Raw genomic sequence first — 12,117 nt, forward strand, 5'->3', positions numbered from 1 at the left:
CATCAGCAAGGCACTGCGCACAACAGCAGGAAACCTGAGTTTTGCTAACAAATTGATTAATAATAAAACGGGGAAGAGAACATGTTCAGTATCAAGAATATGAAGGTGGGAATGCGGCTCGCAGCAGCCTTCGGTATTATTGTGACGTTACTGATAGTGATTGGCGTGACATCCATAACCAGGATTAACAGCATTAATACGGCGATCGCCTCGATCGTTGACGATCGTTATGTGAAAGTACGACTGGCATTTGATGTGCGCGATGGCGTCAACGATCAGATCAAATACCTGCGCGGCATGGTGATCGACACGACACGTCCGGAAATGAATGTGAAGCGTTATGGTCAGCTGGATGAAGCCACGCAACGCACCAACAGCGCAATGAAAAGGATCGAAGATATTCAGGTCACGCCCGTCGGCAAGAAAAAGATCGCCGGTCTGCTGGCCTCTTCCCAGGCATTTGAGAAGGTTAAAGCAGAGCTGATCACCCTGGTGAAAGCGGGCGATTTTGAGGCTGCCAGCACCTATGTCCTGAAATCGATGACCGCCACCCAGAACAAATTCCTTCAGGATGCCGTGGATTTTGCCAACTCTCAGGACGCACAGTTGCGCAGTGAAGGTCAGGGTATTGTGGAAAATGGTCAGTCGGCTATCTCCATTACGCTGATTTTCTCCGCGCTGGCGATTCTGGCGTCTATTCTGCTGGGCTACTTCCTGACCCGTTCTATTGTGCGTCCGCTGGTTGCAGCGGTTGACGTTGCTGAACGCGTTGCCGCAGGCGATCTGAGTTCACAGATGCAGGTGACCTCACGCGATGAAACCGGCGTCCTGATGCAGGCGCTGCAACGAATGAACGATAATCTGCTGTCGATTGTGACCGAAGTGCGTACCGGCTCCGACACTATTGCGGTGGCCTCTAATCAGATCTCCAGTGGGAACCTTGATCTTTCGACCCGAACCGAACAGCAGGCCAGTTCGCTGGAAGAGACCGCCTCTGCCATGGAGCAGATGACGTCGACCGTGAAACACAATGCCGACAACGCGCGTGAAGCCAATCACCTGGTTTCAACCACTTCCAGCGTGGCGCGTGAAGGTGGCGTGGTAATGGAGCAGGTCATTGAGAAGATGGAAGCGATCGCCCTCTCCTCACGAAAAATTGTCGATATCATCAGCGTTATCGACTCCATCGCCTTCCAGACCAATATTCTCTCCCTGAACGCCGCGGTTGAAGCGGCACGCGCGGGTGAACAGGGTCGTGGCTTTGCGGTCGTGGCGAGTGAAGTGCGTAATCTGGCGCAGCGCTCAGCCTCAGCGGCCAAAGAGATTAAGGTACTGATTGAAGATTCCGTCGCTAAAGTCGATGAAGGCAGCAAGCTGGTGACACACGCCGGTTCAACTATCGGCGAAGTGGTGAACAGCGTGCAGAGCGTGGCAAACATCATGAGCGAAATCACCATTGCCAGCAGCGAGCAGAGCAGCGGCATTAATGAAATCAATCAGGCGATTACCCAGATGGAAGCGGTGACGCAGCAGAACGCCGCGCTGGTACAGGAAGCGTCAGCCGCCTCACAAGCGCTGCAGGATCAGGCAGAGCGTATGGCACAGGCGATGAGCGTGTTTAATACCGGCAAGCTCTCACTGCAACCCGTACTGCGTTAATCCCTCTCAACGGCCTGCTTCGGCGGGCCAGTTTAAGAATGGTGACGATAAGGGCGGATAGGTTACAGGCAACAGAGCGGGAAGCGGTTAGCGGTTAGTGGTAAATGGTAAGTGGTAAGTGGTAAGTGGTAAGTGGTAAGTGGTAAGTGGTAAGTGGTAAGTGGTAAGTGGTAAGTGGTAAGTGGTAAGTGGTAAGTGGTAAGTGGTAAGTGGTAAGTGGTAAGTGGTAAGTGGTAAGCGTTATACAAGGGAATTGCAAATATACAGGGAAAGTGAAAGTAAACAGGCAGGTTACAAGAATAAAGCGTGAGGTTTGAGAAGGAGGAAACGCAGAAACAAAAAAGGCTGCCAGAGGCAGCCTTTTATTACTGTAAATGCAACAACGCTATAAAGCTCACTAGCCTTAATCAGAGAGCGCGAAGCTGGCTCTGAATTGCAATCCTTGCCAGGTTCACCTGAACCACGACAGATTTGCAGAAAATGCATTTCGCTCCATGCGGGTTGGCTCTTGTAACATCAAAATGTGATGTACGAAACTGTGAGCCACTACAGTGAGGACATTTAAAAGTAATTTTCAGTCCTTAGAGACCAACAACGTTCGCAGCAGCTGGGCCTTTGGCGCCATTTTCTACTGTGAATTCAACTTGCTGACCTTCATCTAATGAACGGAAATCGGTGCCCTGGATTGCAGAGAAATGTACGAATACATCTTTGCTGCCGTCTGCAGGAGAGATGAAACCGAAGCCTTTCTCTGCGTTAAACCATTTAACGGTACCGCGAATTTTGTTAGACATGCTTAAATCCTTAATATATCGAGCCTTCCGGCATACATAATGGCCTGAGAACAGATTTTAATCAGAACGTAAGAGAAGACTCAAAAAGAAGGGATGTCTCGCGACAAACTTAGAGATGAGAACTGCTTTGGTTACTTACTTTGATAGTGTCTGTTAATCAAACCGACGATTCATTAGGCCACACTTCTTAAAGTGACGCAAGCCGTAATTCAAATTAATCGCAATCAGCCCGTTGACGAGGATGAAGGCGAAAGGCGGTGTCAGGGAGACTGTCTGGCTTCACAGTGCAGCGGTGACTTTTCTGGCGACGTAAAAAGAAGCGGAGATAATGTCAGATCAAAAAAGGGCGAGGCCGGAGCCTCGCCCAAAACATGCCGATCATCAATCGTAGTAAGGAACCTTACGGTCAATGCCGTTGATATTGATCAGCACAAAACCGGTCGGAGCGGTCTTATTGGTCGGCGTACCCGCAGCAGTAGCCAGCGTAACCACCCCTTTTTCGTTGGCCCCGATGCCCGCCAGCCCGTTGTGCATGCCAAAACGTGCAGCGGGTTTCAGGTTGCTGATTTTGGTGATGTCCGTAACCACCGACATATCAGCCTGGAACAGCGAGCAGGAACCGGTATCGAAGCGGGTCGGACCGGTCGTCTTCAGGTTGAACATGGTCTCGCCGCTGTTCGCTCTCAGCTTGACCCAGATTACGGCATAGGTGGTCCCTACCCGGCCATAACGAATGTCCAGCACGGAAGGCTGCCCCATATGGTAAGCATCGGCCCAGACCGTCTCCAGTCGCTGGAGGTTGATCAGGGTTTTACCGGTGCCCACCACATTAACCGGCGAACCGGCGGTGCCGGAGGGCGTAGTCGCATCCGCTTTCCCGATCAGCTCCATTACCCATTGCTGGTTAGGCGCCGGGAAATAGAGCTGCCCCAGCCGATACCAGTTGTCGGTATCGGTGTTGTTCACCACTTTATAGCCGCTGTAGTAGCCGGCACGCAGCGAACCGGTCATGAACGTGCCGTAGTTCTCATCCCGACGATAGCCATATTCGAAGGTCGATAACCACTTACTTCCGGCCAGATCATTGGTGATTTTCGCCCCCGCCTGCAGGTTGATATGACGCATCACCACGCGGGCATTATTGAGATTGAGCGGCGTGCCGCAATCTTCAATGTTGAGCGTTTCGATGTTCCAGCCGCCATCCGACAGATCCCCCGGGTTAGTCGTGTGCTCAATCCAGACGTTACGCATGAGCCCCTGTGTGACGCGTGGCATATAGAGCGTCGCGTCGCCATAGCCCGACTGGAAGTTGGCATTACACAGCTCAATGGCGGTTGAGTGGTCCCAGTTCCCCTTCGGTGTGTTTGACCAGCCGACATCAAACACCCGTGAAAAGGTATTGGAGCTGTAAATCTGATCGAACTTACTGTCGAGCGTATCCTGCAGCTTAAAGACGGTTCCCCCGGTACTTTGCGCCTTGAAGCAGAAGATATTGACGATCTGGCCTCCGACAATGGTATTTTCAAAGAACGGCTGCGTGTTACTGCACTGTTCAGGCGTGACGGTGACTTTGGCCGCGGTGTCGACAGTCCCGGCGTTAGCCTGTCCATGCCAGCAGATGCCTTTAATGACGATTCGACGCGCATTAACCTTAAACACGGTATTCGCGCTTTTATCAGAAACAATGGTGGTACGCGGTGCCGAGCCGAGCTCGATATCATCGCCTGCCAGACCAAAAAACGACAACTCCGTATCGCTGATATCGATGGGTGAAATCAGGAAGCGGCCCCCCGGAAAACGCACCGGAATCGCTTTCGCGTAGGCGTTGTAGGATTGTGTCCATGCCAGCATCCGCTTAAAGGCTTCAGTGTCATCGGTCACGCCATCCCCTTTCGCGCCAAAGTGCAGAATGTTCACTTCGGCGGGATCGTTGATGGTGCGCTTCCAGTAGAAACCGTTACCCACCGCCACCGTACCGCCATCATCTTTCAGCGGAGTGGTGCTGAGAAAACCGACAAAGTCTGCGCCGCCACGGAAGCTGGAGTCCTTATCGTAATAGCGTTTAAGGCTCGCGACTTCACCTGATTTTGGTGGAACAGTGGTACGCAGTTCAGCAAAAGAGTTAACTTCGATCATAGAATCCTCCTCAGGATCATAGAGATATCGCGCTGAAATCAGCGCACTACTTAGCCGCAGCCGGATGGCCGCAAAGGGAGTCCCACATGTCGTTGTGGGTGTTGATGGCGCGCACCGTACGAACGTCCATTTTTTGCGCGTCATCGCCGTAGGTATAAAGAGGGGAAAAAAGTACGCAGGCAGAGTCGGTGATCGCCACCGGCTCAGGGTTTGTGGTATTTCGACTGCTGCAGCTTGTCGCGAGCAGCAGCGTCATCAAGGCTATGGTTGTCAGTCGCCACACGGTTAGCCTCCTCGCGGTTATGTTGTTGCTGTTGCGCTACCGCGGTGACGCGGGACGCCTCCTGTTGCGCGTTATCGACGTCAGAACGCGCTTTTTGCTGCACTTTGCCGATTTTCTTGCCGCCGAAATAACTGGCGCCCAGCGCCGCGATGACCGCAGCCAGCGCGGCGATCCAGTGCCAGCTGCCGCCCAGTAAGGTGGTAATCAGAGTCATGGCTTCGCTCCTTCAGACTGCTCCTTCGCATTGAGCAGGTTTTTCTGACGAACAAATTGTGCAATCACCCCCATCGCCACCATGAAGGCGCCCACCAGCCCGAGGTAGTTGTGCGGCAGAATCGCTTTAACGTCTTCGGGCAGTGCGCTCCAGGCATCAACGGCGGCCGAAGGAAACGACTGCGCCCAGGCGCTGAGCATGGAACCCAGCGACGCAAGCCAGACAGACCAGGTTTTGAAAAGCAGACGGGCATGAGAGACAAACTGGAGGGTGGTAAAGCGCTGCAGCAGCAGCAGAATGATGATTGCCGTCAGCACGGCGGTGAGAAACATGAGCCATCTCATAGCAACCCCCTGTAAACCGCATAGGTTCCGCTGCGCATCATCTCCGCGTGACGTCTGGCGCGGCCCGGCGTCTGACGGGCCCAGAGGCTGTTCATCATCGCGTCAGCCGCATCATTAAACTGTTCAGCCACGATCGCGCTGAGCATGTTTTTGAACTGCAGGACGCCCTCGACGCCCAGCTGATAAGCCATGCTCAGCAGCACGTCGGTGCGGGCGTCGTTGCACTTCGCCAGCGCATTACGCAGCAGCTCCCTGCCCTGCATCTCCTGAATTTTGTTTTCAAGAATGCACTGCTTCCAGACATCACCGACGCGCCGTGGAACGCGGAAAGCGTAATTACTCAGAGACGCCCCCTTGGGTCCAATGCGAATGCCGCCGGCCACCGTGGGAAAGCCCAGCGTGTCGAGATAGGGCGTGTCGACATACCCCTCTTCAAAATTCAGTACTGCGATTATCTGGCTCATAACGACTCCTCAATGACGGGTTAAAGCAACTCAGCCTTGTGAAAAGAAATACATAACGCTCGCTGATCATTACTCAGCACGGCGCAGCAGAAGGCCTTACTGACCCTGCAGCAAAACTGAACAGTAATTCAGCAAATTGCGCCCAGTGAGAACTGGAGAAAGCGAAGAGTTAGCCGGAACGGAAAAATGCGTTTTCTGCGCGTTTCAGCTCACGGCGTAGAGATGAACGTGCGGAAGACAGCAATTGTCGAAACTGGGTGTTTCCTGACTGGTGACGCGGGGTGCAGTAATTGCGCGGTCAACGCGCGGGGCGACCTGACGCTGGCAGATTTGCTCTGCACGTCTCAGGGTGGGTGTTTCAGTTGGGAAGTTCAGGGCCTCGTCGATGCTCTGTGTCAGGCTGCTGAGAGGTTGGCGCCGCCGGTGGCGACGAGTACGTGCGTTGCCTATAAAAACGCTTTTGCCATAGTGAATTATCGCCATAACTCCTCCTGTGAATGAGTCTTTGGCGATGGGGTGGCAGGCGCGAGCTTTCGGCGAACCGAACGGGCCCGAATGTCGCGTATCACGGTCGCACGCTTACCGCCCGGCTGCATTAGCAGTCAGGTGGAAAGTAAGCGAGGGGAAATAAACGGCATCTGACGACGCTGCATTTTGCGCATCCACCCCATCCCAAAGTTCACTAACTTTGGGGTGGTATGATTCGCGCTTGTGCAGCGCCTCAATTGTTTAAGAGCGGCTCGTCCCTGAAAGAACTGCTTCGTTCATCCATATCCAAATTATTAACAGGTTCTTATGCTTTATCAAACACTGTTGGTTAATTTTTTATTTACCGCTGGTTAAATTTATGAATTTATGCCGATTATTTTTTTTTCAGCCTTCCTGAAAAAACCGGCAGAAGTGGCCTTAACCGAGGATTTGATAATGTCGCGCCTGGCTCATGATCACTTTGGCCAGTACCTTCAGGCTGGTGACGTCATCATGATTGAGATACCAGGTTTCATAACGCTTATTATCTGATATTACAGCGATTTTCTTATGCTGCAGCTGCAGGCGCTTGAGATAGAGCTGCTCATCGAGGGTGAAAATATAGATGCCGTCGCCGTCGAACATCCGCACGCTGATATCCACAAACAGCTGATCGCGCGGCGCAAAGGTGTCAGCCATGGAGTCACTGTTGATAGCGATTAACCGGATGTTTTCCGCCGGGCGCCCGTTGAACAGCACCCGCGCCTCATCCAGACCATATTCGATCGCCTGGATAGTCTCGACAAACTCATCACGCGCGGGCAGGCCTGCAGCACTTCGCTGACCAATGTCGAGGCTATCAATCCGAAACACATTCTTCTGACCGGTGAGCGCACTTAGCGTCACCGGTTCAGCAGGTTGTTCCATACCGTATTGCAGCCACTCAACCCTGACGCCCAGCAGCTGGCTGAGAGCCAGTAAATTGCCGCCATCCGGCACTGACTGCGCGTTAAACCACTTCCACACTCCCGGCGTTGAAATCTTACAGCCTTGCTGCTGCAGAGCCCTGGCAACCTGTTTGTTTCGTCCATGTCCGGCAATGCCGGCACTCTCACAGGCCGCTATCAGCCTGGCGGTGAAAGCTTGTCTTGTACTTTCTTTTTTAACCATTAGTTAATAATCAGCCATAGAAGAGATACTGGATGTTATTTTCATTATTGCTACCAGTTCATTTTATATTACCGCTCGTTTACTACCTAACCGCTTTATCAAGCATTCCTGATAATCATTATCCGCTTCAGCCCACGGCTGGACAAAAAATATTGCCTCAGGCCGCGTACAGCCCCGGCTTTCAGGAATGTTCCGTAAAAAATTGCGTGAATATCAGCCAGAATAATGGCCAGTAGTGACGAGACCGGAACGGAAATTAAGCTGATGCGCAGAAAACTCTATCTTTCACTGGACCGGAAAATGGAGCTAAAAAAAACGGGAGTCTCTGAAAGACTCCCGCTTTGTTAAAAATTATGGCAGTTATGGCCGGAGCGTATCGTCGCCCCATGCTATCCATTTATAGGTCGTCAGCGCCTCTAATCCCATCGGACCACGGGCATGCAGTTTCTGGGTACTGACCGCCACTTCGGCACCCAGGCCAAACTGTCCGCCATCGGTGAAGCGGGTGCTTGCGTTGACATAGACCGCTGAGGAGTCGACCTGACGGACAAAACGCGCGGCGTTGCGGGTATTACGGGTCAGGATGGCATCCGAGTGCTGCGTGCCGTGCGTACGGATGTGATCGATCGCCTCATCCATATCCGCCACTAATTTGACGTTAAGATCCAGCGACAGCCACTCATCATTGTACTGCTGCGGATTCACCTGCGTGACCGATGCCGGGCCTTGCTGCAGTTGCGCCAGCACGTTGCTGTCAGCATGCAACGCGATCGCTTCCTGTGCCATACGCGCGCTGAAGGCGGGTAGGAAACGATCAGCAATCGCCTGATCCACCAGCAGCGTCTCCAGTGAGTTACAGGCGCTGGGACGCTGTTTCTTGGCGTTGACGATCAGATCAAGTGCCGGTTCGATCTCCATCGTCTCATCAATGTAGATGTGACAGACGCCGATGCCGCCGGTGATCACCGGAATAGTCGAATTTTCCCGGCACAGCTTATGCAGCCCGGCTCCGCCACGCGGGATCAGCATATCGACGTAGCGATCCAGCTTCAGTAGCTGATTCACCAGCTCGCGATCCGGATTTTCGATCGCCTGAACGATCGCCGCAGGCAGACCGTGCTGTTTGAGCGCGTTCTGGATCACTCGTACCGTGGCCGCATTGGTGCGCCAGGTCTCTTTACCGCCGCGCAGAATGGCGGCGTTGCCGGTTTTCAGGCACAGAGTGGCGACGTCCACCGTGACATTGGGACGCGCCTCGTAGATTACGGCCACCACGCCCAGCGGCACGCGACGACGCTCAATGCGCAGCCCGCTGTCGAGCTGACCGCCGTCAATTAGCTGTCCAACCGGATCGGCCAGCTGGCAGACCTGGCGCACATCGCTGGCGATGCTGCCGAGGCGTTGCGGATTGAGTGTCAGCCGGTCCAGCAGCGCGGCGCTCATGCCGTTCTGACGCGCATCGGCTAAATCCAGCTCATTGGCCGCCAGAATGTCTGCGCTTTCCGCCTCCAGACGGTCGGCAATAGTCATCAGAACCTGATTTTTCTCTGCCGTCGACAGATCGGCCACGGTGTAAGCTGCGGCGCGCGCCGCTTTTCCCATCTCTTCAAGCATTGTCCGCTCCTTAACTGACGATCATGTCGTCGCGGTGAACCGCCACCGGGCCATATTCATAGCCCAGGATTTCGCTGATCTGCTGGCTGTGATGACCGGCAATCATCCGCATCGCGTCGCTGTTGTAGCGTGAAACACCATGCGCGATATCCCTGCCCTGCAAACTGCGGATACGGATCACTTCTCCACGCGAGAAATTCCCCTGGATAGCACGGATCCCTTTCGGTAGCAGCGAACTGCCGCGTTCAATAATTGCTGCCAGCGCACCATCATCGACGGTGAGTTCACCTGCCGGAGGCGCACCGAAAATCCAGCGTTTACGATTTTCCAGCGGCGATTGCTGCGCATGAAAGCGCGTACCGACCGGCTTGCCGTCAATAACATCGCTGATTACGCCGCTGCGACTGCCTGAGGCGATGATCACATCGATACCGGCGCGGCAGGCGACATCCGCCGCCTGAAGCTTGGTCGACATGCCACCAGTGCCAAGACCCGATACGCTGTCGCCCGCCAGGGCACGCAACGCATCATCAATCACATGGACATCACTGATCAGCTCAGCCTCAGGATTGTTACGCGGATCGGCGGTGAACAGTCCCTGCTGGTCGGTCAGCAGCAGCAGCTTGTCGGCACCGCCGAGCATCGCCGCCAGCGCCGAGAGATTGTCGTTGTCACCCACTTTGATTTCAGCGGTGGCGACGGCATCGTTCTCATTGATCACCGGCACAATGTGGTTATCCAGCAGCGCGCGCAGCGTGTCGCGGGCATTCAGGAAGCGCTCGCGATCTTCCATGTCGGCACGGGTCAGCAACATCTGACCAATATGGATACCGTAGATTGAGAACAACTGTTCCCACAGCTGAATCAGACGGCTCTGCCCCACCGCAGCCAGCAGCTGCTTTGAGGCGATGGTGGGTGGCAGTTCGGGGTAACCCAGATGTTCGCGTCCGGCGGCCATCGCGCCAGAGGTCACAATCACAATGCGGTGGCCCGCCGCGTGCTGCTGCGCACACTGACGAACCAGTTCCACCATGTGCGCCCGATTCAGCCGGCGGGAGCCGCCGGTGAGAACGCTGGTACCCAACTTGACCACTAAGGTCTGACTGCCACTCATATTTCCTGCCGTAGTGAAAAATTTTTACGAAAGGACGTTTTAACAGGAGTCGATAAGGAAGCCAACAGCCAGCGGGGGAAAAGCACGAATTTACGCGGACAAGGACGTAGACCAAAAGTTCAGGGTTAACAAGAAATCATGAAAAGTGACATAAAAAGTTCATCGCCGACGGGTAAAAAGTCCGTGCTTTACAAAAACTTTCATTTTTTTACGGCGTTCACATTGGGATTGATAGCAAATGAAGAAAAGCACACTGGCCATGATCCTCTCCACGCTGACGCTGGCATCTGCCGCGCAGGCTGCCGAAATCTATAACAAAGATGGCAACAAACTGGACTTATACGGCAAAGTTAAAGCTGAGCACTACATCAGCGATAATGCCAGCCAGGATGGAGACAAGTCCTATACCCGTATCGGCTTTAAGGGTCAGACACAGATTAACGACCTGATGACCGGTTATGGTCAGTGGGAATATCAGTACAACGTCAATAACTCCGAGGGCAGCGACGCCAACAATGGCAACAAAACCCGCCTTGGGTTTGCTGGTCTGAAATTCTCGCAGTATGGTTCGGTCGATTACGGTCGTAACTACGGTGTGCTGTATGACGTTGAGGCCTGGACCGACGTGTTCCCGGAATTCGGCGGTGACGGTACAGCCCGTTCCGATAACTTTATGACCCAGCGCGCTACCGGTGTGGCGACTTACCGTAACAACAACTTCTTTGGTCTGGTCGATGGGCTGAAGTTTGCGTTGCAGTATCAGGGTAAAAACGACGCCACCAGCGCCAACACCCGCACCGACATCAACCGTCAGAATGGCGACGGCTACGGTGCCTCACTGGGCTATGCCCTGGGTGATTCCGGTGTGAGCCTGATGAGTGCCATCACCTCTTCTGACCGTACCAACCAGCAGCAGGCACGTGCCTATGGCGGCGGTGACCGTGCGGATTCCTGGGGTGCAGGCGTGAAATATGATGCCAACAGCGTCTACCTGGCGGCGATCTATACCGATACCCGCAACATGACACCAATCAGCGGCACCAACCGTAACACCGGTGCTACCGTCGCAGGCGCAGCCAACAAAGCGCAGAACATCGAACTCGTGGCGCAGTATCAGTTTGATTTCGGCCTGCGTCCTTCCATTGGCTATGTACAGACCAAAGGCAAAGATATCGAAAACGGTATCGGCGATGCGGATCTGGTGAAATATATCGATGTGGGCGCGACCTACTACTTCAACAAAAATATGTCCGCCTTCGTTGATTACAAAATCAACCAGCTGGATGATGACAACGCGCTGTCGATTAACAACGATGACGTGGTCGCGATGGGTGTGACTTACCAGTTCTGATTTCAGGCTAATGCCGGACAGCATAAGCTACAGAATGTATGAGCATAAAAAAGGGCGCGTTTTTCAACGCGCCCTTTGCTTGTTGTATAAGCGAACCACCCAATCAGGCGCTCAGCTTCACCGGTTTCTCATCGAAATCGCTGGCCGGAATCAGATCCAGCTCGAACTCTTTCAGCATCGCTTTCAGACGGGTATGGAAATTCCGTAAGGTCTCTTCCACGCGCGCCGTATTCTCTTTGCCTTTGATGGTTGCCACCGACCAGTCACCCTCTTTATCGAACAGACCGATATGGTAGACATAGGTAAAGTGGTCAGCCTGCGCTTCCAGCTCCATCCACCAGCCCCAGAACTCACGCAGTTCCGGTGCCGGTTTCACATTAACGCAGGCAGCCAGGCAGTCGAAAAAGAACCGGGTTTCGCCACATTTCCCATCGCGAATATAAGGCCCAAGCTCCGTAAAGCGCTTAAGCAGGCGACTGCGGGGATGACCACTTGGTAACGTCATG

The 12,117-nt window shown here is 53.8% G+C and carries 13 protein-coding genes; 2 read left to right on the forward strand and 11 right to left on the reverse strand.

Going from position 1 to position 12,117, the window contains the following annotated elements; translation table 11 throughout:
* The first annotated feature begins 81 nt into the window (after positions 1-81).
* The gene (locus OK412_RS13795; protein ID WP_010255214.1) at positions 82-1,659 is read left to right on the forward strand and encodes a methyl-accepting chemotaxis protein; all 1,578 of its coding nucleotides are present in this window, start codon (positions 82-84) and stop codon (positions 1,657-1,659) included.
* Positions 1,660-2,066: 407 nt separating this feature from the next.
* On the opposite strand, the gene OK412_RS13800 is transcribed toward OK412_RS13795, so the two are convergent.
* From OK412_RS13800 to proB, 10 genes are all read right to left on the reverse strand, one after another.
* On the reverse strand, positions 2,067-2,237 hold the full coding sequence (locus OK412_RS13800) for a cold-shock protein (protein ID WP_085978710.1): 171 nt from the start codon (positions 2,235-2,237) through the stop codon (positions 2,067-2,069).
* Between the two features lie 3 nt (positions 2,238-2,240).
* Entirely contained in the window at positions 2,241-2,453 is a 213-nt protein-coding gene (gene cspA / locus OK412_RS13805; RefSeq protein ID WP_003854408.1) for an RNA chaperone/antiterminator CspA, read from the reverse strand.
* Between the two features lie 381 nt (positions 2,454-2,834).
* Positions 2,835-4,589: a glycosyl hydrolase family 28-related protein gene (locus OK412_RS13810; RefSeq protein ID WP_264353254.1), complete on the reverse strand. Its 1,755-nt coding sequence runs from the start codon at positions 4,587-4,589 to the stop codon at positions 2,835-2,837.
* Positions 4,590-4,792: 203 nt separating this feature from the next.
* The gene (locus OK412_RS13815; protein WP_010255207.1) at positions 4,793-5,086 is read right to left on the reverse strand and encodes a hypothetical protein; all 294 of its coding nucleotides are present in this window, start codon (positions 5,084-5,086) and stop codon (positions 4,793-4,795) included.
* Positions 5,083-5,430 (reverse strand): hypothetical protein, encoded by a 348-nt coding sequence (locus tag OK412_RS13820; RefSeq protein WP_010255205.1) that lies wholly within the window; start codon positions 5,428-5,430, stop codon positions 5,083-5,085. The genes OK412_RS13815 and OK412_RS13820 overlap by 4 nt, the downstream gene beginning before the upstream one ends.
* Positions 5,427-5,894 carry a glycoside hydrolase family protein gene (locus OK412_RS13825; RefSeq protein WP_010255203.1) on the reverse strand — a complete coding sequence of 156 codons (468 nt, stop codon included), beginning with the start codon at positions 5,892-5,894 and terminating at the stop codon, positions 5,427-5,429. Before OK412_RS13825 ends, OK412_RS13820 begins: the two co-directional genes overlap by 4 nt.
* A 204-nt stretch (positions 5,895-6,098) precedes the next feature.
* Positions 6,099-6,377, reverse strand: a complete 279-nt coding sequence (locus OK412_RS23475) for a hypothetical protein (protein WP_071785064.1) — start codon at positions 6,375-6,377, stop codon at positions 6,099-6,101.
* Positions 6,378-6,800: 423 nt separating this feature from the next.
* Entirely contained in the window at positions 6,801-7,532 is a 732-nt protein-coding gene (locus OK412_RS13830) for a S24 family peptidase (RefSeq protein ID WP_010255201.1), read from the reverse strand.
* Positions 7,533-7,892: 360 nt separating this feature from the next.
* A complete protein-coding gene (proA, locus tag OK412_RS13835) occupies positions 7,893-9,146 on the reverse strand; it encodes a glutamate-5-semialdehyde dehydrogenase (protein WP_033766601.1) in 1,254 nt (417 codons plus the stop codon).
* A 10-nt stretch (positions 9,147-9,156) separates the two neighbouring features.
* The gene (proB, locus tag OK412_RS13840; protein ID WP_010255198.1) at positions 9,157-10,260 is read right to left on the reverse strand and encodes a glutamate 5-kinase; all 1,104 of its coding nucleotides are present in this window, start codon (positions 10,258-10,260) and stop codon (positions 9,157-9,159) included.
* A 238-nt stretch (positions 10,261-10,498) separates the two neighbouring features.
* Here proB and ompC point away from each other — a divergent pair, with 238 nt between their 5' ends.
* Entirely contained in the window at positions 10,499-11,611 is a 1,113-nt protein-coding gene (gene ompC, locus OK412_RS13845) for a porin OmpC (RefSeq protein WP_010255197.1), read from the forward strand.
* A gap of 103 nt (positions 11,612-11,714) precedes the next feature.
* On the opposite strand, the gene crl is transcribed toward ompC, so the two are convergent.
* Positions 11,715-12,116 carry a sigma factor-binding protein Crl gene (gene crl, locus OK412_RS13850; protein WP_003851176.1) on the reverse strand — a complete coding sequence of 134 codons (402 nt, stop codon included), beginning with the start codon at positions 12,114-12,116 and terminating at the stop codon, positions 11,715-11,717.
* Position 12,117 lies beyond the last annotated feature (1 nt).

The sequence above is a fragment of the Pantoea sp. JV6 genome (assembly GCF_025910055.1).
GTDB classification, from domain to species: Bacteria; Pseudomonadota; Gammaproteobacteria; order Enterobacterales; family Enterobacteriaceae; genus Pantoea; species Pantoea agglomerans.

Bases quoted from the DNA above. Each gene is read 5' to 3' on its own strand.
- OK412_RS13795 (WP_010255214.1), top strand. From the start codon at position 82: ATGTTCAGTATCAAGAATATGAAGGTGGGAATGCGGCTCGCAGCAGCC.
- cspA (WP_003854408.1), bottom strand. From the start codon at position 2,453: ATGTCTAACAAAATTCGCGGTACCGTTAAATGGTTTAACGCAGAGAAA.
- OK412_RS13810 (WP_264353254.1), bottom strand. From the start codon at position 4,589: ATGATCGAAGTTAACTCTTTTGCTGAACTGCGTACCACTGTTCCACCA.
- OK412_RS13815 (WP_010255207.1), bottom strand. From the start codon at position 5,086: ATGACTCTGATTACCACCTTACTGGGCGGCAGCTGGCACTGGATCGCC.
- OK412_RS13820 (WP_010255205.1), bottom strand. From the start codon at position 5,430: ATGAGATGGCTCATGTTTCTCACCGCCGTGCTGACGGCAATCATCATT.
- OK412_RS13825 (WP_010255203.1), bottom strand. From the start codon at position 5,894: ATGAGCCAGATAATCGCAGTACTGAATTTTGAAGAGGGGTATGTCGAC.
- OK412_RS23475 (WP_071785064.1), bottom strand. From the start codon at position 6,377: ATGGCGATAATTCACTATGGCAAAAGCGTTTTTATAGGCAACGCACGT.
- OK412_RS13830 (WP_010255201.1), bottom strand. From the start codon at position 7,532: ATGGTTAAAAAAGAAAGTACAAGACAAGCTTTCACCGCCAGGCTGATA.
- proA (WP_033766601.1), bottom strand. From the start codon at position 9,146: ATGCTTGAAGAGATGGGAAAAGCGGCGCGCGCCGCAGCTTACACCGTG.
- proB (WP_010255198.1), bottom strand. From the start codon at position 10,260: ATGAGTGGCAGTCAGACCTTAGTGGTCAAGTTGGGTACCAGCGTTCTC.
- ompC (WP_010255197.1), top strand. From the start codon at position 10,499: ATGAAGAAAAGCACACTGGCCATGATCCTCTCCACGCTGACGCTGGCA.
- crl (WP_003851176.1), bottom strand. From the start codon at position 12,116: ATGACGTTACCAAGTGGTCATCCCCGCAGTCGCCTGCTTAAGCGCTTT.